The organism is Marinomonas algarum (genome assembly GCF_020532605.1).
Classification (GTDB): domain Bacteria; phylum Pseudomonadota; class Gammaproteobacteria; order Pseudomonadales; family Marinomonadaceae; genus Marinomonas; species Marinomonas algarum.
In genome coordinates, this window is sequence record NZ_JAJATW010000002.1 from 186835 (window position 1) to 210206 (window position 23372).

24 protein-coding genes are annotated in these 23372 nt (G+C 45.7%); 13 read left to right on the top strand and 11 right to left on the bottom strand.

The features are described 5' to 3' along the window. Nucleotides 1-57: 57 nt before the first annotated feature. Together LG368_RS02645 and LG368_RS02650 are read right to left on the bottom strand one after the other, a co-directional pair. Nucleotides 58-840, bottom strand: a complete 783-nt coding sequence (locus LG368_RS02645) for a replication protein P (RefSeq protein WP_226753176.1) — start codon at nt 838-840, stop codon at nt 58-60. Further along, nucleotides 776-1582, bottom strand: a complete 807-nt coding sequence (locus LG368_RS02650) for a DnaT-like ssDNA-binding domain-containing protein (RefSeq protein ID WP_226753177.1) — start codon at nt 1580-1582, stop codon at nt 776-778. The genes LG368_RS02645 and LG368_RS02650 overlap by 65 nt, the downstream gene beginning before the upstream one ends. 232 nt (nt 1583-1814) lie before the next feature. Between LG368_RS02650 and LG368_RS02655 the strand changes: the two genes are divergently transcribed. The 5 genes from LG368_RS02655 to LG368_RS02675 all read left to right on the top strand — a co-directional run bounded on the left by LG368_RS02655 (nt 1815) and on the right by LG368_RS02675 (nt 4010). Then, on the top strand, nt 1815-2468 hold the full coding sequence (locus LG368_RS02655; RefSeq protein WP_226753178.1) for a Bax inhibitor-1/YccA family protein: 654 nt from the start codon (nt 1815-1817) through the stop codon (nt 2466-2468). 164 nt (nt 2469-2632) lie between these two features. Beyond that, complete coding sequence (tusD, locus tag LG368_RS02660; RefSeq protein WP_226753179.1) at nt 2633-3025, top strand: sulfurtransferase complex subunit TusD; 393 nt, start codon at nt 2633-2635, stop codon at nt 3023-3025. A gap of 4 nt (nt 3026-3029) precedes the next feature. Then, nucleotides 3030-3398 (top strand): DsrE family protein, encoded by a 369-nt coding sequence (locus LG368_RS02665; protein WP_226753180.1) that lies wholly within the window; start codon nt 3030-3032, stop codon nt 3396-3398. 2 nt (nt 3399-3400) lie between these two features. Then, nucleotides 3401-3688 (top strand): DsrH/TusB family sulfur relay protein, encoded by a 288-nt coding sequence (locus LG368_RS02670; RefSeq protein WP_226753181.1) that lies wholly within the window; start codon nt 3401-3403, stop codon nt 3686-3688. A gap of 7 nt (nt 3689-3695) precedes the next feature. Next, entirely contained in the window at nt 3696-4010 is a 315-nt protein-coding gene (locus LG368_RS02675; protein ID WP_226753182.1) for a TusE/DsrC/DsvC family sulfur relay protein, read from the top strand. Between the two features lie 35 nt (nt 4011-4045). Here the strand turns inward: LG368_RS02675 and cobA are convergent, their stop codons facing one another. The 7 genes from cobA to LG368_RS02710 all read right to left on the bottom strand — a co-directional run bounded on the left by cobA (nt 4046) and on the right by LG368_RS02710 (nt 12621). Then, on the bottom strand, nt 4046-4792 hold the full coding sequence (cobA, locus tag LG368_RS02680) for a uroporphyrinogen-III C-methyltransferase (RefSeq protein WP_226753183.1): 747 nt from the start codon (nt 4790-4792) through the stop codon (nt 4046-4048). Nucleotides 4793-4897: 105 nt separating this feature from the next. Next, nucleotides 4898-6199: a serine--tRNA ligase gene (serS, locus tag LG368_RS02685; RefSeq protein ID WP_226753184.1), complete on the bottom strand. Its 1302-nt coding sequence runs from the start codon at nt 6197-6199 to the stop codon at nt 4898-4900. A 58-nt stretch (nt 6200-6257) separates the two neighbouring features. Continuing rightward, nucleotides 6258-6629, bottom strand: a complete 372-nt coding sequence (gene crcB, locus LG368_RS02690; RefSeq protein ID WP_226753185.1) for a fluoride efflux transporter CrcB — start codon at nt 6627-6629, stop codon at nt 6258-6260. Next, nucleotides 6626-7999: a replication-associated recombination protein A gene (locus LG368_RS02695; protein WP_226753186.1), complete on the bottom strand. Its 1374-nt coding sequence runs from the start codon at nt 7997-7999 to the stop codon at nt 6626-6628. The genes crcB and LG368_RS02695 overlap by 4 nt, the downstream gene beginning before the upstream one ends. Beyond that, nucleotides 7999-8631, bottom strand: coding sequence for an outer membrane lipoprotein periplasmic chaperone LolA (lolA, locus tag LG368_RS02700; RefSeq protein ID WP_226753187.1), 633 nt, complete (start codon nt 8629-8631; stop codon nt 7999-8001). The genes LG368_RS02695 and lolA overlap by 1 nt, the downstream gene beginning before the upstream one ends. A gap of 32 nt (nt 8632-8663) precedes the next feature. Next, nucleotides 8664-11531 carry a DNA translocase FtsK gene (locus LG368_RS02705; RefSeq protein ID WP_226753188.1) on the bottom strand — a complete coding sequence of 956 codons (2868 nt, stop codon included), beginning with the start codon at nt 11529-11531 and terminating at the stop codon, nt 8664-8666. A 166-nt stretch (nt 11532-11697) separates the two neighbouring features. Next, complete coding sequence (locus LG368_RS02710) at nt 11698-12621, bottom strand: hypothetical protein (protein WP_226753189.1); 924 nt, start codon at nt 12619-12621, stop codon at nt 11698-11700. A 653-nt stretch (nt 12622-13274) separates the two neighbouring features. On the opposite strand from LG368_RS02710, the gene aat reads away from it, so the two are divergent. Next, nucleotides 13275-14018: a leucyl/phenylalanyl-tRNA--protein transferase gene (aat, locus tag LG368_RS02715; RefSeq protein WP_226753190.1), complete on the top strand. Its 744-nt coding sequence runs from the start codon at nt 13275-13277 to the stop codon at nt 14016-14018. Nucleotides 14019-14246: 228 nt separating this feature from the next. Further along, nucleotides 14247-14465 (top strand): translation initiation factor IF-1, encoded by a 219-nt coding sequence (gene infA / locus LG368_RS02720; RefSeq protein ID WP_226753191.1) that lies wholly within the window; start codon nt 14247-14249, stop codon nt 14463-14465. A gap of 182 nt (nt 14466-14647) precedes the next feature. Here infA and clpA read toward each other — a convergent pair whose 3' ends face one another. Continuing rightward, complete coding sequence (gene clpA, locus LG368_RS02725) at nt 14648-16903, bottom strand: ATP-dependent Clp protease ATP-binding subunit ClpA (RefSeq protein WP_226753192.1); 2256 nt, start codon at nt 16901-16903, stop codon at nt 14648-14650. A 20-nt stretch (nt 16904-16923) separates the two neighbouring features. Continuing rightward, a complete protein-coding gene (gene clpS, locus LG368_RS02730; protein WP_226753193.1) occupies nt 16924-17274 on the bottom strand; it encodes an ATP-dependent Clp protease adapter ClpS in 351 nt (116 codons plus the stop codon). Between the two features lie 205 nt (nt 17275-17479). Between clpS and LG368_RS02735 the strand changes: the two genes are divergently transcribed. The 6 genes from LG368_RS02735 (at nt 17480) to LG368_RS02760 (ending at nt 23239) form a co-directional block, all read left to right on the top strand. After that, on the top strand, nt 17480-17692 hold the full coding sequence (locus LG368_RS02735; RefSeq protein WP_226753194.1) for a cold shock domain-containing protein: 213 nt from the start codon (nt 17480-17482) through the stop codon (nt 17690-17692). A 170-nt stretch (nt 17693-17862) separates the two neighbouring features. Next, complete coding sequence (locus LG368_RS02740; RefSeq protein WP_226753195.1) at nt 17863-18618, top strand: pseudouridine synthase; 756 nt, start codon at nt 17863-17865, stop codon at nt 18616-18618. Further along, nucleotides 18554-18952 (top strand): NUDIX domain-containing protein, encoded by a 399-nt coding sequence (locus LG368_RS02745; protein ID WP_264193950.1) that lies wholly within the window; start codon nt 18554-18556, stop codon nt 18950-18952. Before LG368_RS02740 ends, LG368_RS02745 begins: the two co-directional genes overlap by 65 nt. Before the next feature lie 69 nt (nt 18953-19021). Next, entirely contained in the window at nt 19022-20152 is a 1131-nt protein-coding gene (mnmA, locus tag LG368_RS02750; protein ID WP_226753196.1) for a tRNA 2-thiouridine(34) synthase MnmA, read from the top strand. Nucleotides 20153-20179: 27 nt separating this feature from the next. Next, complete coding sequence (gene hflD / locus LG368_RS02755; RefSeq protein ID WP_226753197.1) at nt 20180-20809, top strand: high frequency lysogenization protein HflD; 630 nt, start codon at nt 20180-20182, stop codon at nt 20807-20809. Nucleotides 20810-21019: 210 nt separating this feature from the next. After that, complete coding sequence (locus tag LG368_RS02760; protein WP_226753198.1) at nt 21020-23239, top strand: NADP-dependent isocitrate dehydrogenase; 2220 nt, start codon at nt 21020-21022, stop codon at nt 23237-23239. Nucleotides 23240-23372 lie beyond the last annotated feature (133 nt).

Here is a 23372-nt window from a genome sequence, read left to right on the forward strand (position 1 = left end):
GTCTGGAGCGTCTTGTTATTATCATGATGTTATCGAACAAAGACGAAAAACTCATCGTTATTCTGGAAGTTTTTCGTGGTAACCCATTTCTGCTAGTTTTTTCTGACTTATCTCACGATACCGCTGACGAATGCTCGTGCCTGCTGTTTTTTGTGTGTAATACAACAACGGCATCACCCGCTCTTCTGAAACAGCCAAGGTTTTAGAAATATGGCCCGCCAATTCAGTCACATTAAGCGTGCGCTGATTTTCGATCATGACCACTTTAGGTATTTTCAGTCGCTCTCCGGCAATGACTCGATCGACTATTTTCGTGTAACTTTTTTCAAACAGTGGCCAAGTTGAACGTTCTTCTTCAGACTTTAGCTTGTACCACCCCACATCAGACGCAGCAAAAAACACCGCGGGGTGACTCCACTTATACTGTAGAGGATCAGAGCGACAGCCGCATGCCTCCAAGTAAGCAGAACGCGGGTCACGCAAACCGTACGCCTTGTAGGCAGTACTGATAAGCTTTAAAAAATCAGCAATCGTCGGAGGCCAAGGGTGAACTTCTTTGGTACGCTCGACTGCATGAGCGAGAAGCGGTTCTTGAAAGCCTTTTAGGGCAATTGCCCACTCCCGCTTTGCTAACTTTACCTCGTCTGTTGTACTGTAAGCTGAGGCAAATTTATGGGTATAAATCGCTTTAAAACGTGCAAACAGCATGTTTACCAGTACGCGTGTTTGTTGCTCTGCCTCGGTTGGCCCAGATTCACGGCCACTGGCACCATACTCACCAGTCTGTGTCGTGGATGTTGTTGAGGGCGTCGCTAACTTGTTCTCTAGAGGTTTTAGCAAATGTTGAATTGCTTGAGGTTCCTTCATATGAAGACCGATCCGATTGTTTGTACTGCCACTGACGTTTTACGTATTTAAAAAATTCACTGTTCCAAGTTCTGACGTTTTTGCGTTGCTCTTTGATACGCAATAAAAATTCAGTTTGTAATGATAAAGCGAATTCACGGGCAATTCCCGCTTGTGCGATTTGCTCCAATGTTGCCTCTTCAGGCTGCCATTGATCAGGTTGTCGAGCCCGCTCTTTTTGCTCTAAATATAAATCAAAATCCGTTACACCACGACGATCATTGACCACAGGGGGCGACGACGGCACATCAAACTGACGAGCTGATTGCTTAGGAGGCTGACTTTTTGCTTGAGGTGTAAATTCCTCTTGTTTTTCCCGAGACGCCTTTTGCATACGATCCATTTTCGCCATCAACGGCTCATCTTTAGGCGGCGCCTCTGATGCACCATTCGGCGCAGTCGCTGCTTTTTTAGAGGCCAATTGAATTTCCAATAAGTCGTCTTTGCGCTGAAAAACGATCAACTGGCTCAATTGCAAATTGGACAATAAACGCATAAGGATAGGCAATGTCCAAAAAGGCAACTGTGCACTCAAGCGACTCGCCTCTATTCGCATCGCATTTGATCCGATCAGGTACGCTTGCTGCTTAAGAAAGGTCAACAATACCGTTTCTTCTAGACCGATTTGAGTCGCCATCGAAAAGGATATCGGTAAAGAGTAATCGTTATCCAACATAAACCTCACTTCATTTATATAGAACAATAGTTTATCAAAAGGCATCATCAGAAGCACGACAACCTTCGTCTTCCCCTCCTTCTATCTGAGACATTTTCATGACGCTTTTATAAAGGTTTCTAACACTGTCTTTACTAAGATAAAGGCGTACTGACACAAATGCCGCTTGAAGTTTGGAACTTTCAACCGCATATTAAGTCTACCGATGACATAAAATTTGAAGGAGAACACCATGCGTTATACTGAAGCCCTTTCGACGCAATCGTCACAAGCGGCAAACAAAACGCTCCGTAATACCTACGGTTTGTTGTCGCTCACACTCTTGTTTAGTGCTTTCACGGCAGGATTGAGCATGGCTCTAAACCTGCCACACCCTGGGTTAATTTTGACCCTAGTGGGTTTTTATGGCCTGTTGTTTTTGACACATAAATTTAAAAACAGTGCCGTTGGTATCTTGTGTGTGTTTGCACTCACAGGGTTTATGGGGCTCACACTTGGTCCTATCCTCAGTATGTACATGAACATGACAAACGGTGCGAGCTTAATCATGAGCGCCCTAGGCATTACTGGCTTGTCTTTCTTAGGCTTGTCTGCTTACGCTTTGGTGTCTAAAAGAGATTTTAGCTTTTTAAATGGCTTCATCACCGTGGGCTTTTTTGTTCTGCTATTCGCTGTGATCGCGGGCTTCTTTGTTCAAATGCCAGCCTTGCAGATCTTTATCTCTGCAGGTTTTGCCCTGTTTTCTGCCGCCATTATCTTATTGCAAACCAATCAAATCGTTCGTGGTGGTGAAACCAATTACATCGTGGCAACCGTGAACTTGTATGTCTCTTTGTACAACATGTTCCTAAGCATCTTGTCATTGTTGGGCATGGCGCGTGATTAATCACTTGCCTACTTTTGAAAAAGGCCGCTGACTGCGGCCTTTTTTATGTGTAAAATTTGACCCTAATAGCACATACCCTAAACCTCACCGACCCATCGTATTCTGTTAGGTGGTGGTTTTAATGTGATGGCTTTAATGTAACGGTTTTAAAAAGGTGACACCCAATGCAATACACGCTACTGATCACTGGCTCACCCTATCAAAGTAAGGCTTGCCACTCAGCTCTTCGATTTGTAAAAGCCGCTGTTGCCGCGCACCCAAACAGCATCAAGGGCGTGTTTTTTTACGAAGATGCGGTACTCCTTGCAAACGCCTTATCTCAACCCCCTAGGGACGAATACAACCTCACCCAGGCTTGGCAAGAGTTAGCCGTCAGTAACAACTTTCCTCTCTATGTCTGCATTGCAGCCTCTGTGAGAAGAGGTATCTTAAGTGAAAGCGAAAGCCAGCGTTATGAGCAAAGTCAGCACTCCTTAGCCGAACACTTTCAGCTAGAAGGTTTAGGCACTCTCGTTGACCTCATTAACACCACCGATAAAATCATCCAGTTTAAATAGCATTATGAAAAACACCTTAATCCACCTAAACAGCAGCCCTTATACAGGCTTAGCCTGCAAAGAAGGGCTAGACTTAGCGCTAGTGCTGGCGACGTTTGAGCAAGCGGTCGATCTTTGTGTCTCCGGTCCAGCACTGGCTTTACTGACGTTAAACCAGCAACCCGATGCATTACACGGAAAGAACCTACATAAGCTATTAGAAGGGCTAGAATTCTATGATATTGATAATGTGTATATAGAACGCTCTGAAACAGAACATCCTGGAGCAAAAAACGCTGAACTGGCTCAAAACACGTGGTCCGGTGTAACAGCGCTGAACACGCAACAATGGCAAAGGCTCTTTTCCCAATACCAACAAGTTTTTCGGTTTTAATTATGCAGCTCCACCAAATCAACCAGTCAGAATATCCAGTGTCATTAGAGACGCTTTGGCAAAACAGCCTTCAAGTCGGCGATCAAGTTATGCTGATTGAAGAAGGCGTTTTACGTTTAACCCAAGATAGCCAGGCCATGCAAACACTGATCAAAGAAAAAAATGTAACCCTCTATTACTTGCAAAGCGATGCACTCGCCTATGGCTTGTCCCCTAGCATCGGCACTCCGCTATCAGACGCTGAATGGGTGACTTTGACTTTTCAAGCGGAAAAAAACATAAGCTGGTAACAACAGAATGAATCAACCACGACTAGACGAAGAAGGCTATTTGTTGAACCTTGCCGACTGGACGCCAGAGTTAGCAGGACAACTAGCGAGCGATGTCGATATTGAAATGACCGACGCCCATTGGGAAATCATTTATTTATTACGTGATTTTTATCAAGAATTTGAAGTGTCGCCTGCCATGCGCCCTTTAGTAAAAGCGGTTAGCAAGAAACTGGGGGCAGAAAAAGGGCGGAGCATATACCTAATGACACTGTTCCCAGGCAGTCCACCCAAACTGGCAGCAAAAATCGCAGGCTTGCCTAAGCCTGCGAATTGCTTGTAACCCAGCAATGACTCTCGATGCATCGCTATCGGGGGTTATTTGTACTTTCCGTACCACTCAAGCTTACTCTGTAAGGTAACGATTTCACCGATAATCAGCAAAGCAGGCGATTTTACTTCATTCTGTGTCGCTACCTCGTACACCTCTTTAATGGTGGAGGTGAAAACACGTTGTTCGCTAGTGGTCCCCTTTTCCACTACGGCCACAGGCATAGACGGCACCATACCAAACCGAATTAAAGATTGACTGATCTCTTGTAGGCCAGTGAGCCCCATATAGATCACCAAGGTTTGAGCAGGATGAACTAACTCTTCCCAAGGCAGATCGGTTGTGCCGTTTTTCAAGTGCCCAGTTAAAAAACGTACGGATTGTGCGTAGTCACGATGCGTGAGTGGAATCCCCGCGTAGGCAGCACACCCTGCTGCGGCCGTCACACCGGGAATAACCTCAAAAGGCACACCCTCTTCAATTAACTCTTCCAGCTCTTCTCCACCACGGCCAAAAATAAAAGGGTCCCCTCCTTTAAGTCGAACCACCCTATTACCGGCTTTCGCCTTAGCGACCAATAAACTGTTGATTTCCTCTTGGGGCAAACTGTGTAACGATTTTGCCTTACCGACGTATTTTTTCTCAGCGGTATCTGGAATGAGGTCAATAATCTCTTTCCCCACTAACCTGTCATACAACACGACATCTGCCATAGTAAGCAAACGATGCGCTTTTAATGTTAATAACTCTGGGTCACCAGGACCCGCACCAATCAAATAGACCTTGCCCGTCATATTCTGTTGTTCCGACTAAAAAATAAAAAAGCTTCCTGAGAAGCTTTTTTATTCAGTTAATTTTATACACCCTATCCTTAGGCGTTGGCGTATTTTTACTGTCGTTTAGGCTTTATTAATGACCGTTTTACCCCCCATATAAGGCACTAAAACATCAGGGACTTGCACACTGCCATCCGCATTTTGATAGTTTTCAAGCACGGCAACCAAAGTACGACCTACTGCTAAACCAGACCCGTTCAAAGTATGAGCCAGTTCAGGACGACCGGTTTCTGGATTACGCCAGCGAGCTTGCATACGACGAGCTTGGAAATCCCACATGTTAGAACAAGATGAAATTTCACGGTACTTACCTTGCCCAGGCAACCACACTTCTATGTCATACGTCTTGTGAGCAGAGAAGCCCAAGTCACCACCGCATAGAATCACGGTACGGTAAGGCAAATTCAGTTTTTGTAAGATGGACTCAGCATGCCCGACCAATTCTTCCAAAACCTCTGCAGAACGATCAGGTCGACACACATGCACAAGTTCTACTTTTTCAAACTGATGCTGACGAATCATACCACGAGTATCACGGCCATAACTGCCGGCTTCACTGCGGAAACAAGGCGTGTGAGCCACAAACTTTTTATGCAGCTCAGCGTCGTTTAAGATTTCATCTCGAACCAAATTCGTGACTGGCACTTCCGCCGTTGGAATAAGGTACAAGTCATTATTGCCACTTTCTTTATCAACCGGCACTTTAAACAAGTCGGCTTCAAATTTGGGCAACTGGCCTGTGCCTTTTAAAGAGTGTGCGTTAACCAAATAAGGCACATACACTTCAGAATAGCCATGCAAATCAACGTGTGTGTTGATCATAAATTGCGTCAGCGCACGATGAAGACGCGCTAAGTCAGAATGCATCACAGCAAAGCGAGAACCGGTGATTTTAACCGCTGCGGCAAAATCCAACATGTCCATTGCTTCGCCTAAATCAACATGGTCTTTAGCTTCAAAATCAAAGACTTTTGGCTCACCCCAACGGCGCACTTCTAGGTTATCGTCTTCTGTCAGACCTTCTGGCACAGAGTCGTGGGGTAAATTTGGAATGCCTTCTAACAGGGTTTCAAACTCATTTTGAACTTGTGTCAACTGTGCTTTAGCGGCTTCAAGGTCATCCCCTAAAGTCGCTGTCTGCGCTTTTAATTCCGCGGCTTTTTCTTTATCACCCGCCTTCATCGCCTGTCCGATTTCTTTGGACACCGAGTTTCGGGCTTGTTGCAGCTGCTCCGTTTCCATTTGAATGGCCTTACGGCGCTCTTCCAAGGAAGAAAAAGCCGCCACATCTAACTCATAGCCTTTCTTTTTAAGTTGAGCCGCGATGGCTTCTGGGTCAGCGCGTAATGCTTTAATGTCTAACATTTCTGCAACAATATCCTTTAAACAATAGAAAAAAATAAATGAGGAACACGCCTTTCTTTTACAGTAAACGCGCTAAGGCCATGCCAGCAGCAAGACCCACAACCCCCAAAACACAACTCAATAATAAATAGCTTATAACACTTAGCCAAGCTTGCATGTTAATAAGCGAGACAATTTCCAAAGAAAAAGTCGAAAATGTGGTGAAAGCCCCTAAAAAACCCACCATCACCAGAGGGCGATAAGGCTCAAGAACAGGTAAACGCTCGCTGATCACCACGAAGGCTATGCCCATTAGGACACAACCCAACACATTCACCACCATGGTCGCAAAAGGAAAATAATGCGTCCAATACGTGTTTATCCATTTGGTAAGGCCGTAACGACTCAGAGCGCCAACACCGCCTCCAAAAGCAATCATCAGGTACATCATGCTTGCTCTCCGCCTGGATCCCATGTCGGAGAATCACCGCTTTTACTGTAGCGTTTTAGCGGACTTTGTTTATCTAATTCCGACAACCACCCCAGTTTATCGGTTATCTTCTTCTCCAAACCACGGTCTGTCGGCTGATAATAGCTCGTACCAACGAGGGCTTCAGGCAAATAATGCTCACCAGCAGCATAAGCATGGTCTTCGTTATGTGCGTAACGATACTCTTCACCATGACCCATCTCTTTTGCTAATGCGGTTGGTGCGTTACGCAAATGGTTCGGCACATCATAGCTCGGCTGTGCTGCAACGTCGCTCATGGCTTGGTTAAACGCTTTGTAAACAGCATTACTTTTAGGAGCACAGGCCATATAAACAGCCGCTTGAGCAATGGCGCGATTACCTTCACCCGGCCCAACCCGCTCAAACACATCCCATGCATTCAAACCAATTTGTAAGGCTCTAGGATCAGCGTTGCCAATGTCTTCAGACGCAATCGCCAATAGACGACGTGCAATGTACAGAGGGTCACAACCACCATCAAGCATACGCGCCATCCAGTACAAGGCGCCATCGGGTGACGAACCTCGTACAGATTTATGAAAAGCGGAAATTTGATCGTAGAACACATCGCCTTTGTGATCAAAACGACGCAAACGACCACCAAGTACGTCTTCTAATTGATCCTCAGTCACAACATCACCAGGCTCAACCAGATCTGACAAAATTTCCAGAAAATTCAATCCACGACGAATGTCGCCATCGGCTGCTTGCGCCAATACAGACACGTAATGAGCCTCTATCTGAAGGGGCTTTGAAACTTTGCTCTGATAATCAAGTGCACGGGTTAAAGCCCGTGTTATCTCTTCGATACTGGGTGTTTTTAAACGGTAAACTCGAGCCCTCGACAACAAGGCAGAGTTCAACTCAAATGCGGGATTTTCTGTGGTCGCACCAATAAATAAAAACGTCCCGTCTTCAATAAAGGGCAAAAAGGCGTCTTGTTGGGATTTATTAAAACGGTGTACTTCATCAACAAACAACACGGTTTGCGTGCCTTTCATTAGTCGCAGTTGCTTAGCTTTGTCTACCGCTACACGGATATCTTTCACACCAGACATAACGGCTGACAACTCAATAAACTGCGCATCTAGCGCATTAGATAACAGTTGTGCAAAGGTCGTTTTTCCAACACCTGGCGGCCCCCAGAGAATAAAAGAATGGCAATGCCCCGTTTCTACCATGCGCCTCAGAGGCTTACCAGGGCCAACAAGATGCGCCTGACCAATGTAGTCGTCCAAGGTATCCGGTCGCATTCTCGCGGCAAGAGGCTGATACGCCGATTCAGGAGCCTCTGAAAACAGGTCTTTCATTATTGTCCTTCTACGATCACATCCACGTAATCGGGAAGATCCAGCACAAAGTTTTCCTTTGCCACCCCATCATGGGCTTCGATATTTTTAAATTCAATCACCGTCGTTTGGCCAAGTGCATCTAAAATACTCATTGCGCTAATGACGCCATCACGAAACGACAACGTTAAATTTTGAAACAGATCCTCTTCTCCTTTGGGAGCTAAACGAAACTTTTCTTCACCCAGTATAGTGACCACATAGTGTGGCAGCACGTCAGCAGCCGGTCGCCCTAACAAGGCCGCAGGCGAGTTACCAACCGCTCCCGCTAAGGGCTTTTTCGTCGCTTGTTCCAAGTCTACATCCCAAATCGTGATGTATTGGCCGTCAGAGATAATGCGCTGAGAAAAGGGCGTGACACTGTCCCAAACAAATTGATTGGGTTTCGCCAATAGAAAAATGCCTTCGCTAACCTGTAGCTGCTTGCCCTTATCGTCGTAGGTTACCTGGCGAAATTCACCTTCTATATTGCGGTTCATTTCCAATAGACGCTCAATCGCAGAGGTACTGTCCGTGACATCCGCAGCGTAAGAGGCGGCCGTTTGAAACAGGATGAGCACAGACACAGCCAGTGTCGCAATTGCTTTATTCATTTACACACTTCTCCATTAACAGACCCAATTAATTATTCAGGAATTAAAATATCCCGTTGCCCATTGGTGCCCATCGGCCCCACTAAACCAGCGGCCTCCATGGCTTCCACTAGATTGGCCGCTCTGTTATACCCTATTTTCAAACGGCGCTGAATAGAAGAGATCGACGCTTTACGGGTTTCGACGACAATTTTTACAGCTTCATCATACAGAGCGTCTTTGTCTTCACAGTCATCACCAGACATCAAATCTTCTGGATTCACCACCACATCATTGATGTAATTTGGCTCACCACGCTGTTTCCACTCCTCAACAACACCGTGCACCTCTTCATCGGAGACAAAAGCACCGTGCACTCGAATCGGGGTAGGCAAACCAGCAGGAAGGTACAGCATGTCCCCCATCCCCAACAGTTGGTCAGCGCCACCTTGGTCTAGGATGGTTCGAGAATCAATCTTAGAAGACACCTGAAACGCCATGCGTGTCGGGATATTGGCCTTAATCAAGCCGGTAATTACGTCAACCGAAGGACGCTGGGTGGCTAGAATCAAGTGAATACCAGCTGCTCGGGCTTTTTGTGCGATACGGGCGATTAACTCTTCAACCTTTTTGCCCACTATCATCATCATATCGGCAAATTCGTCTACGACAATCACGATATAAGGCAATGGCTCTAGATGCGGTACGGTACGCGCCACCCCATCTTCAGAAAACATCGCCATTTCTGGCTGCCATAAAGGGTCTTCAATCGGCGATCCAGCGTCGATTGCTTCACGGACTTTTTTGTTGTAACCCGCAATATTACGCACCCCCAGTTTTGACATCAGCTTGTAACGACGTTCCATTTCGTCAACAGACCAACGCAATCCGTTCGCTGCGTCTTTCATGTCAGTGATCACAGGGGTCAACAAATGAGGAATGCCTTCATAGATCGACAGTTCTAACATTTTTGGATCCACCATGATCATCCGCACTTCGTCTGGCGTCGATTTTAATAACATACTCAAAATCATCGCATTTACGCCGACGGATTTACCTGAACCCGTTGTGCCTGCAACCAGTACATGGGGCATTTTCGCCAAATCCACCACTACAGGTTCACCGGAAATATCATGACCAAGGGACAAGGTAAGAGGCGAAGAAGACCGATCGTACGCGTCGCAATTAATCACTTCGGAGAAATAAACGGTATCACGTACCTGGTTGGGAATCTCAATACCAATGGTAGATTTCCCTGCAATGACTTCCACAACACGGACACTCATCACACTCAAAGAACGCGCTAAATCTTTCGCTAAATTGGTAATACGCGAGACCTTGATACCGGGTGCAGGTTGAATTTCAAAACGGGTAATCACGGGCCCTGGGTTGACTTCCACCACCTCGACCTTGACACCAAAATCCAACAGTCGTTGCTCTAATAGCTCAGACAGTGATAAAAGCTCCTCTTCCGAATAACCGCCCTGCTTGGGTTTGGGCTGCGTCAGAACGGAGCGGTCTGGTAAGGAATAGGCTTCTATTTCAGTATTGCGTTGCTCTTCATTACCGTGACCGCCACCAAGAGAGTCTAACTGTCTGGCTTCCGACAATGTTCGAAAAGCGGGTTTTTGAGACGCCGGTAGCAAATCATCTTCTTCAGGCGCGCTTTTATCAGGAGCGCTTTCATCGAAAGTACTTTTATCAGAAGTGTTTTTATCAAGAGTACCTTTATCAGGAACATTTTCGTCAAGCGCAGCATCGTTTATGCTTTCCTCGCTTGATGCCTCTTTCTTCGAGGATAACTCGCGTGAAGTTGGTGCAACCGGTGTTTGCTGTCTGGGCTCTGCCTGAACAGTCGTTGCTGGCTCTTTTTTTAGAGGCGCTTGTTTTTCCCAAGGTTCATCAATGTACAAGGTATCACCAAAATCCAGGTCATCGTCATCAATGGATAAAGCGTCTAGACCACCAAACTCAGGTTCTTCATGAATAGGTGCCGTGGCGTCTTTTTTAAGCGGTCGTTTGACTTGAGTTGGCACTTCATCTTCAGGCGGAGTTTCTTCCACCGTGTCTTTTTTAGACGACTTCCTTGAAAATAAAGACGACAAATTAAAGCGGGCTTTTGCTGTACGGGTTTCGTCTTCCAGTGACTCTTCATCGGTAAGGGGGTCTTCGTCAGCAAGGCTTTTTTCTACCGTAACGGCTGACATTGTTTTTATTTGTGCTTTGCGTCTTTTTCTGACGATGGCGGGTTCTTCTTCTACCTCTTCAAACGAGTCAAGATCAGCAGTCGCCGCTTGTTTGGCTTCTCGACGAACGGCCCATTTTTGCTGTTGTGAACAAACAAAACCATAGACCCATTCGCCTAAACGATCCATCAGGTTAAGCCAGTTTAATTGCGCCAATAAGGTAAAGGATAAAATGACAAGGGCTAAACTCACCAGTGTGGCACCGTCATAACCAATAAAACGATAGAGTATTTGCCCAAGACCACTGCCCAATATGCCACCGGCCCCGTAGGGTAAACTTGCGTTACCCACAGTGTGCAAAAAGCACAGCACAGAACCAAATGACAAATACAAAATACTGCCGACACAACAAAGGAGCGTGTTGTTCAGGGACAGCAATCCATGGGGGTTACGCCAAAGAATGATGGCGACCCAGCAGAATAAAGGCGGTAAAGAATAGAATAAGGAGCCAAAAAAACTGGTGGTGATGTCAGCAATGGTGGCCCCAATCGCTCCCATGGAATTTTGAATGGCGGCGCCGGTGCCCGAATAAAACCAACCGGCATCATTAGGGTGATAGCTGTAAGTCGCCAATAAAAAGAAAACAAAAAACAGCATGGCCGCAATAAACGCCGCCTGCTTAGCAAACAGTCCCCAAATTGGTGATCGTACCGACTCACTCACTTTTTCTGACAAAACGTCACTTCCTAATTTATGCTAATCAAAACAACATTTGCCCACCGTTTAAGAACGTTTCTATGAGCATTCAGTGCGCTAAGCTTACCATAAAAAAAGCCAACCCAGAGGGTTGGCTTTCGTATTTACTCAGTAAGAGTTTGTCTTCATAAACAAGTTATGAATATTAGAAGCTTACTGTTGCACCAATTACAGAGTAGTCAGCGTCTGAAATTTCTTTAGCAACGTAAGTTGCGTAGTAAGTTACATCACCTACAGCGTAGTATACAGTGGCTTCCGTAATACCTTTATCAGCTAAATCTGCACCTTTCGTTAGAGTTGCATCGTCCTCAACCATAGAAGCAGTGACTTCACCACCTTCAGTGTAGTACTGAAGAGCAACAGACAACTGGTCAGACAAAGGCAGATCAATACCAATACCTGTGTTCATCACATCTTGATCTTCTGTTGAACCAACCTGCACGAAAGAAGACAGTGTCGCCATGCCTAGAGGTGCGCTTACACCTAGAGTCAATACTTTACCTTCTTTAGCGTCATCGCTTGATAGATTAAAACCACCAGAAACACCCAACGTCAAACCAGCCATTTCAGTTTCATAAGCTACAGCAAGACTGCCGTCATTTTCACCTTCAGCGATTTCAGCAGAAACAGTCAAAGAGTCGTTTACTGAATAGCGAACACCCAAGTCATTACCTAGAACGAACTTAGCATCATCAAGATCTTCCCAAACGCCAGCACTGTAGGCTGCAGAATCAATCAAAGAACCATCAAAATCACCAAATTGTACGGCACCTTGGGTTACGTAAGCTTCGTCAAGCTGAAAACCACCGTCCGAACCATTTTCCATATCAAGATCAAAGTAGACAACGCCAGTATCCATAATGATGTTTACCTCACCATCAGAGCTAGCATTATCAGAATAGAATTGCTCAACGCCATCATCATCAGTATAAGTAGCGCCATCCTCATAAGATGTGTAGTAAAGACCCGCTGTACCACTAAAGACTGGCTCAGCCGCAACGCTAACAGTAGACACAGCAGCCGCAACAGCTGATACCGCAAACACAGAAGCAAGTTTAATCGCTTTCATTCAAGATTCCCCTTTATATTATAGTGTGGTCTTGTAGACCTATTTTAACTCTTTAAAAAATGTAAACGCTTTTAAATACCAGAAACGCTGCTAAATCAACGATTCGTTTATCATAAAAGCGATCAGTTTCACTTTTGTGACAATAACCAAAAAAGCAAAGTATCTTTTACCCCTAACACGCTAACTCTGAATACCAGAACTCTCGTTTAAGACTCAGTTGATTAAAACCAAGTTTTCTATAATGGGTCAAGCACTCCTTGCACTTTTTTTATTCTTTTTTCCGTTTTGCACTCTTCTTTGAACAAAAATTGCTCAACAGAGAACAATTCGTACACTTTGACTGGCTTAACTATGCACATTTCAATCAATTAAGCATAACATTGTGTCAGCAAGTCGCAAGTTGAATATCTTTTCTTCCTTAGTTTTCATATCGGGTAACATAACGTTTTCTTTAAACTTTTTTGATCTTTTTATTTGAGTCGTTTATTTAAGATGTTAAACACACCTGATGCCCTACGCATTTTAGTGAACATGGTCATGTTGTCAGAAAACGACTATGCTAAAAGCGTACCAGTTTGACCTCTAATGCTTTACTCTCTTTCCAGTCATTTTCTGTCTTTATTACCACTTCGATTGGGGAGCGTCATCGCACCATGACAACAGATATACCAAACGAAAAACACGAGCTTGTCTTATTAACCGAGTCGCCTTACGACACACCTGACCCAAGCAAAGCCCTTGAAGACCCTGAAGGCTTATCGGCCGTCGGGGGCGATTTATCAACGGCTCGACTATTGCACCTATACAGCAAAGGTTTTTTCCCTTGGTTCAGCGACCCCGATCCGATTTTGTGGTGGCACCCGGCAGAACGCTGCACTTTGGTGCCAAACACCTTTCATGCTTCAAAATCGCTCAAAAAAGCCCTCAAGAAAACCCAGTGGACCTATTCGGTTAACCAAGCTTTTAGTCAAGTCATTGAACAATGTGCATCGTTAAGAGCCGATAAAGAAGGCACCTGGATTTCAACTGACATCCAATCGGCTTACACCGAGCTGCATAAAATGGGCTTTGCGCATTCCATTGAAATTTGGCACCAAGAGCATTTGATTGGTGGCTTTTATGGTATCGCCATGGGAAAAATGTTTTTTGGCGAGTCCATGTTTTCTTTGCAAGCCAATGCGTCTAAAGCGGCGTTACGTGTCTTTTGCTCACTGGCCGATCAGTGTGAAATCCAACTGATTGATTGCCAAGTAGAATCTGATCATTTGATGTCGCTGGGGGCCAAGTGTTTGCCCAGATCGGTGTTTTGTGAGCAGTTGGCGCAGTTCATTCCTCGTGTTGAAAAAAATATGAAACTGCTTGAAATGGGCAAAAATGGGACGAAGTATCCTCTTTAGAAGCAAAATAAGCCGCCTAACGCCGTCAGGAAATTTGCCTTACGGCGCATTTTTAGGCAAAATACGCTCGATCAAAATTCAGGCGTCGCTAAATACACCGTAATGATGTAGATATTTAGCGCTCAATCGACCAAGAGGAACACCTTTTCTCTTAGTCTGTAGATCTTCGAATATGACATGGTCGGCGTCTACTAAACAATAGAAAGTTAACACCATAGGACACATATTGTGGCAAAAGAAGAAGGCTTAGAAATGGAGGGCACTATCGTTGATACGTTGCCTAATACCATGTTCCGTGTCGAGCTAGAAAACGGACACGTTGTAATTGCTCATATCTCTGGAAAAATGCGTAAAAACTACATTCGTATTTTGACCGGCGACAAAGTAAAAGTGGAATTGACACCTTACGACTTAACAAAAGGTCGTATCGTTTACCGCGCACGTTAATTTTTAATCAGATCTGTATATTTGCCTTAGTGCGACATACGATCAGATAAAAAGAAGACATAAAAAGACCGGATTAATCCGGTTTTTTTATGCCCGTTTGTTGGTTGGTTTAACCAATAGGCAAGCTTTGAAAAGCCGGTAGACCTAGAAGCCGATCCACCAGCTTAGCACTAGAAGTAGAACTAGTGAGTCACCGTCTCTTTAATGACATCGAAGATCAATTCATCGCTCTTCTCATCTAGCATGACCTTAACATGCCCGCCTTCACTCAAGTCACCAAACAAGATGTGGTCAGCCAGAGGCTTCTTCAGATGCTCCTGAATCACCCGCGCCATAGGTCGAGCACCCATTTGTCTGTCGTAGCCTTTATTCGCTAACCAGCCACGTGCCGTATCAGACACTTCTAACAAGACCCCTTTCGGATCCAGCTGCGCCTGAAGCTCAACCAAGAACTTATCTACGACGTTAAAGATGATGCGTTCATCTAACTGCTGGAATTGAATCACAGCGTCTAAGCGGTTTCTAAATTCTGGCGTGAAGGTACGGTTGATCACTTCCATGCCATCCGTTGAGTTGTCTTGGCTAGAGAAGCCAATAGAACGACGAGCCAACTCTTCCGCGCCGGCATTCGACGTCATCACTAAGATCACGTTGCGGAAGTCGGCCTTACGACCATTGTTGTCGGTCAGCGTTCCGTGATCCATCACCTGCAATAGCAAGTTAAAGACTTCTGGGTGCGCTTTTTCAATTTCGTCCAGCAAAACCACACTGTGTGGATTTTTTGTGACCGCCTCTGTTAGTAAGCCACCCTGATCAAAACCAACATAACCCGGTGGCGCACCGATAAGACGAGATACCGCATGGCGCTCCATGTACTCTGACATATCAAAGCGGATCAACTCCAAGCCCAACTGCTTCGCCAATTGCTTAGTGACTTCGGTTTTACCCACACCCGTTGGCCCAGCCATTAAGAAAGAACCAATCGGTTTTTGCTCGGCTTTTAAACCCGCACGGGACAGTTTGATCGCCGCAGACAAGGTATCGATGGCGCCATCTTGACCAAAAACCACCATTTTCAAGTTGCGTTCAAGGTTCGATAGAATTTGCTTGTCATCGGAGTTCACTGCACGCACGGGAACTCGGGCAATCTTAGACACAATCTCTTCGATATCCGCCACGGTAATCACGCCTTTACGCGATTCTTCCGGCTGTAAGCGCTGAAAAGCCCCTGCCTCATCCACCACATCAATGGCTTTATCCGGCATATGACGATCTGGTACATAACGTTGTGCCAGCTCAGCCGCCGCTAACAACGCAGGCTCTTCGTATTTCACTTTATGGTGATCTTCAAATGCTCCGATAATGCCTTTAAGGATTTGATACGTATCATCAACGCTTGGCTCATTGACATCGATTTTTTGGAATCGACGTGCCAAGGCGTGGTCTTTTTCAAACACGCCACGAAATTCTTGGAAAGTAGTTGAACCAATGCAACGTAAACCGCCAGAACTCAAGACAGGTTTCAACAGATTAGAGGCATCCATCACACCACCAGAAGACGCACCGGCGCCAATAATGGTGTGGATCTCATCAATGAACAAGATCGCATTAGGCAATTTCTTTAATTCGCCAAGCAGTTGTTTAAGGCGTTTTTCAAAATCACCACGGTATTTTGTGCCGGCCAATAACGCACCCAAATCCAGTGAGTAAACCACACCATCGGCAATGACCTCTGGCACTTGACCGTCAACAATGCGTTTCGCTAACCCTTCTGCAATGGCCGTCTTACCTACGCCAGACTCGCCAACCAACAATGGGTTGTTTTTACGACGACGAGACAAGGTTTGAATCACGCGCTCCACTTCGTATTCGCGGCCGATCAATTTATCGATCTTGCCCGCTTTTGCTTCTTCATTTAGGTTGGTCGCAAATTTTTGCAAGGGAGCGGTAGTCGACTCTTCACCTTCCTCTTCTCCTTCCATCTCCTGCGACTCGCCATCGCCCGTTTTGGAAATGCCGTGGGCAACAAAATTCACCACGTCAATGCGCGCAACACCATGGCGTTTCAGCAAATACACGGTTTGACTTTCTTGCTCACTGAATATCGCCACCAGCACATTGGCCCCCGTGACTTCACGCTTGCCCGACGATTGAACATGAAAAACAGCGCGCTGTAACACTCGTTGAAAACCTAATGTTGGCTGAACTTCACGCTCATCGTCATCGTCCGGCATCATGGGTGTTGTGCTGTTGATAAATTCTTGTAGCTCTAAGGTCAATGTTTCTAAATTGACGCCACAAGCTTTTAACACACTCGACGCCGCGTTGTTGTCGATCAGAGCCAACAGCAGGTGTTCTACTGTCATGAACTCGTGACGCTTTTCACTCGCTGCTTTAAACGCTGTGTTTAGGGTTTGCTCTAGTTCTTTATCTAACATTGCTATTCCCTCGCTCTGAATCAGTCGACTTTTTGTAGGTCGCACATTAAGGGGTGCTCATTTTGCTCTACGAACTGTTGTACCATGGCAACTTTTGTTTCAGCAATATCAAAAGGATAAACACCACAAACGCCTTTCCCTTTCATATGCACTTCTAACATTACCTGATTCGCCTTCTCTCCATCCATAGAAAAAAATCGCTGTAAGACAAAAACAACGAAATCCATTGGTGTGTAGTCATCATTAAAAAGAACGACCTGGTACATGGATGGCGGTTTTAGTTCGGTTTCTTCTGGTGCAATCGCAATATTCGAATGCCCATATTGATCATCATCTTCCGATGTTAACGTAATTTGTTGATTTTTTATCATCCCATGCCTCTGAGGCTAGATTTTCACCATAACCGGACAACATTGGTCGGTTATTACTTATGTACGACGTTTTCAGCTGGACAGATTACCATTAGGGTTTTACAAATACCAAAAGGGCTTCTACGCTGTGTAAGAGAAAGGCAAATTGACACCGATAAACGCACGTCAAAATTTCACCCGTCAATGTTCTATTAAGGAGTACCAGATGCACTATGGGGCTGTTAAATGGTTTAACAATGCTAAAGGCTATGGATTCATTGTTTCTGAAGAGTTCAGCGAAGAGTTGTTCCTGCATTTTTCGTCCATCAACATGGAAGGCTATAAAACACTTAAGGCAGGCCAAGCGGTGAGCTTTCATGTTGAACCAGGAGAGCGCGGCTTACATGCCGTCGACATCAATATCATTTATCAACCATAGTCAGCCACTCACTGCTAAAAAGTCTCTCGTTTCATTGACGAGGTACGTCGCCTTGAGCGCCGGAATTTGCTACTTTACGGATCACATGAGCAGGGAATGGTCTTGCTCGACGCTTTTTGTTAAGCCCACATTTAAATGATGCTTTTTTCTACCTTATGCCTTCTTCGCTTATGTCTTCTTCACCTATCTCTTCTTTAATCGCCTTTAATAAACCTTTTCGCGTACTAAGCCAGTTCTCTGCAGAAGGCGATAAAGACACGCTTGCCCAATTTATAGAAGCGCCTGATTTTTATCCGGCAGGCCGTCTGGACTTTGATTCAGAAGGTCTGTTGTTGCTAACCAATCACGGCGCTTTACAACATATTATTGCGTCCCCTGACTTTAAATTACCCAAAACCTATTGGGTGCAGGTGGAAGGCGACATCACCGACGAAGCACTGGAGCAACTTCGCCACGGCGTTGATCTGAAAGATGGCCTTACTAAACCGGCTCACGCTGAACGTATGTCGACTCCAAAAGTGTGGCAAAGAGTGCCGCCCGTTCGACACCGAGAAAGCATTCCCACCAGCTGGCTGTCATTGCAAATTCGTGAAGGCAAAAATCGTCAAGTGCGACGCATGACCGCTGCTGTTGGTTTTCCGACATTACGCTTGATTCGCTACGCGATTGGCCCTTACACATTAGAGCAAGTTCCACTGGGGCAATGGCAATACATCACACCAACCGAAACGCTTTCGAACGAGGTAACAAAATTTGAACAAAACAGACAGCACCAACAAAAAAAGAGGCCGACTCCCTCACCTGACCGTCGCCGCGCTGATAAAAAGAACCGGCCAAACACCAGAGGAAACGCACTATCTGATGATAAAGGAATGGCAGGACGGAAAGCTCGTACTCAACCAACCCGCCGGACACATCGAAAATAACGAAAGTGCTCTGGATGCCGTGATCCGTGAGACCAAAGAAGAATCAGGCTGGCAAATCAAACCGCTGGGAATACTGGGTTTGTATGCTTTTACACCGTTCGAAGGCGCAGACACTTACCACCGTTTGTGCTTTGTGTGTGAACCTCTTTACGACACCAAAGAACCGCTTGACGAAGACATCGTATCCAGTCACTGGCTCACTTACGACGAAATTATGGCGTTGCCTCACCGCAGCCCTTTGATCAAAACCTGTATTGAAGATTCACAAAACAACCCCATTATGCCTCTAACCTTCTTATCGAATCGCCATTTATCGCCTGTGCCGACACGATAAAAATACAGTACACTACGTCATCCAATTTACCGAGGCCTAGCCTCTTCGCAGAATGAGAAACAACCGGTTATGAATGAAAACCAATACCTAACGAATCAACCAGCCAATCACGATAAAAAAGTCATTGTGGGTATGTCTGGTGGTGTCGACTCCTCTGTCTCAGCGCTTATTTTGATGAAACAGGGCTATCAGGTGGAAGGTCTTTTTATGAAGAACTGGGACGAAGACGACGGCACCGAATACTGCACCGCCAAAGACGATTTGGCCGATGCCCAAGCGGTCTGTGACAAACTGGGCATTAAACTGCACACCGCCAATTTCGCAGCGGAGTATTGGGACAATGTTTTTGAGCATTTCTTAGAAGAATACAAAGCAGGTCGTACGCCAAACCCAGATATCCTGTGCAACAAAGAGATCAAATTCAAAGCCTTTTTAGAGTACGCGATGGCTCTTAAAGCGGACTATATCGCCACCGGACACTATGTGCGTCGCGGTGCAGATCAAAACGGTGAGCCTTTGCTATTAAAAGGGTTAGACGGTAACAAAGATCAAAGCTACTTTCTTTATGCCGTAGGAAAAGACGAGATTGCTAAGACCTTATTCCCCGTTGGAGAGCTGGAAAAACCCGAAGTGCGTCGTTTAGCCGAAGAATATGAATTGGTGACGCACAACAAAAAAGACAGTACGGGTATTTGTTTCATCGGCGAACGTCGTTTTAAAGACTTTTTAGAGCAATACCTACCAGCGCAACCCGGTGACATAGAAACTCTCGAGGGGGACAAGATTGCCCGCCACCATGGTTTGATGTACCACACGATAGGTCAACGCCAGGGCTTGGGGATTGGCGGTCTAGCCAATTACTCCGATGATCCTTGGTATGTGGTCGAAAAAGACCTAACTCGTAATGTATTGATCGTCACTCAAGGCGGTCAGCACGCTTCTTTGTTTAAGACACACCTTATCGCCGACGGTTTTGATTGGGTAGCTCGTGAGAAGCCGGATTTCCCGTTAACCTGTAAAGCCAAGTGCCGCTACCGTCAGCTTGACCAAGAATGCACCATTCACGAATTAGCAGACGGTAGCGTCGAGGTGTCTTTTGTTGAGCCTCAACGGGCCGTCACACCCGGTCAGTCTGTGGTGTTTTACCTTGATGACGTATGCCTTGGCGGCGGCATCATCAATGTGGCCTTTAACAAATAACCCTCAAGCAACCTAAGAGTTCAAAGCATGAGTAGCCGAGAAAAAGAGCAATCCATCGCCCTGTCTGCCGTATTCCAAGCGGCAGAATTGGTGGCTGTGTTAGCCAAAACCGGGCAAGTCGACAATGCCAGCTTAGAGCCCATGTTGGAAAGTATTCTAATGGTCAACGCATCGTCTACCGAAGACATTTACGGCGGCCAGTGGGATTGCCCAAGCCATTTAGCCTTGGGTCGAAAAATCGCTCGTCAGGCCTTAGGAAAAGAGCGTCGTAGTGTTAATCCAGACACATTACGATACGCCTTAAGCTTGATGCACCTTGAAAGCAAGCTCGCCAAAGAGCCAGACATGCTGTCCACTATTGGCCAAAAAATCGGTCAGATAGAGCAAAAAAAAGCCCATTACGACAGTGTATTACATGAAAACATGGTGGCCGCTATTTCAGGCATGTATCAAGACACGTTAAGTAAATTATCCTTTAGAATTCAAGTGCATGGCGACAGTCGACATCTGCAACAACCTCAAATCGCCAATCAAGTAAGAGCAATTTTTATGGCGGGGATACGTGCCGCTATGTTGTGGCGTCAGCTAGGCGGAAAACGCTGGCACTTGATTTTCAAACGAAAGTCATTATTAATTGCACTGGATGCGCGCCATTGATCTGGGTATGACATCAATAAAACGAATAATTACGATCAATTTTGAGTATATATACGAGCCGATATCTCTAGCCTGTGTTTTTAGGTAGTATATCGAGCAAATTTCTGGCCTGAGCATGGCAACATGAACAGGTCATTTATGTTAGCGAAGGGCGACTAAAAGTCCTCTTCGATCCAATAGGCCAACAGCCTGAAATGTTAGGGGAAATACATGTCGAAACAAACCATCTACTACACATTGACCGATGAAGCACCAGCACTGGCAACAGCCTCTTTACTACCTATCTTTAGCGCTTTCGCAAAAGAAGCTGATATCAAACTAGAATTGACCGATATTTCGTTAGCAAGCCGCATACTTTCGGCTTTTTCTGATCTCTTGCCCGCTGACAAGCAAGTAGAAGATGGCCTAAAATTTTTGGGCGACCTTACCGCTAATCCAGACGCAAACATTGTTAAATTGCCTAACATCAGTGCGTCTTTGCCACAATTGTACGCGGCAATCAAAGAACTTAACGCACAGGGCTACAACCTACCGAATTACCCAGAAAACCCACACACTGACGAAGAAAAAGAAGTTCAAGCACGTTATTCAAAAGTGCTTGGCTCTGCGGTAAACCCAGTACTTCGTCAAGGTAACTCTGATCGTCGCGCACCGGCGGCAGTAAAAGGCTTCGCTCGCAAACACCCACACTCTATGGGTAAGTGGAGCAAAACATCGACGTCACATGCCGATTACATGCGCAGCGGTGATTTCTTCGAATCTGAGCAATCCGTCACCATGACAGAAGCGCAAACTGTTCGTCTTGAGTTTGTTGGTGAAGACGGCACAGTAGAAGTGAAAAAGTCTCTTCCTCTTATCGAAGGCGAAGTGCTAGACAGCATGAACATCAACTGCAAAGCGCTACGTGACTTCTTTGAAGAATCTTTGCAAGACGCTAAAGACAACAACATCATGTGGTCTTTGCACGTTAAAGCAACCATGATGAAGGTGTCTCACCCTATCGTATTTGGTCATGCGGTCACGGTTTTCTTTAAAGACGTATTCGAAAAGTACGGTGAGCTTTTCAAAGAACTTGGCGTTAACCCAAACAATGGTCTAGGCAGCGTTTACGATAAAATCCAAACATTGCCAGAAGCACAACAAGAAGAAATCAAACAAGCTATCGATGCTTGCTACACAACACGTCCAGAGTTGGCAATGGTTGATTCCGATCGCGGCATCACTAACTTGCACGTACCAAGCGACGTTATCGTTGATGCATCCATGCCTGCGATGATTCGTAACTCAGGTAAAATGTGGGGTCGTGACGGTAAAGCACACGATGCCAAAGCAGTTATGCCAGAAAGTACGTATGCCCGTATTTACCAGGAAGCGATTAACTTCTGTAAAACCAACGGTGCTTTTGACCCAGTCACAATGGGAACCGTACCAAACGTTGGCCTAATGGCACAGAAAGCAGAAGAATACGGCTCTCATGACAAAACATTTGAAATGAAAGCGAACGGTGTTATGCGTGTTGTAGACGCAAACGGCAACGTATTGATGCAACACACTGTTGAGAAAGGCGACATCTGGCGTGCTTGTCAAACCAAAGACGCCCCCATCCGCGATTGGGTAAAATTGGGTGTTACACGCGCTCGTCAATCTGACACACCGGCGGTTTTCTGGTTAGACGAAGAACGTGCTCATGACAATGAGCTACGTAAGAAAGTTGAAACATACCTAAAAGAGCACGACACAAGTGGTCTAGACATTCGCATCATGTCTTACAACGAAGCGATTCGTTTCTCTATGGAACGCCTTATTCGCGGTAAAGACACGATTTCAGTGACTGGTAACGTATTGCGTGACTACTTGACTGACCTTTTCCCAATCATGGAATTGGGTACGTCTGCAAAAATGTTGTCTATCGTACCTATGCTTAAAGGCGGCGGTATGTACGAAACAGGTGCGGGTGGTTCAGCGCCTAAACACGTTCAACAGCTTATGGAAGAAAACTACCTTCGTTGGGATTCATTAGGCGAATTCCTTGCTGTCGCTGTATCGTTCGAAGAGCTTGGTATCAAGCAAAACAACGAAAAAGCGAAAGTGTTGGCAAACTGCCTAGACAAGGCAACTGGCAAATTGTTGGATACCAACAAATCTCCTGCACGTAAAGTGGGTGACATCGACAACCGTGGTAGCCACTTCTACTTGGCTATGTACTGGGCTCAAGAGCTTGCAGCACAAACAGACAATGCAGAATTGGCTGCGAAGTTTGCGCCACTGGCGAAAGAGTTGGCAGAGAAAGAAGCCACTATCGTTGCAGAATTGGCAGCGGTTCAAGGCAAGCCTGCCGGTCTAACAGGTTACTACCATATCGACCTGGCTGAAGTGGCAAAAATCATGCGTCCAAGTAATACCTTTAACACCGCTTTAGCAACACTGTAATTCGTTAGGCACTGAGTACTGAACGAAGTGCCCTAATCAAACGGTTCTCATGCGAATAGCAAAAGCCCAGAGTGTGACAAAATACCGTCGCTTCTGGGCTTTTTTCGTTTATGACGTCGGTTATTAACGGGAT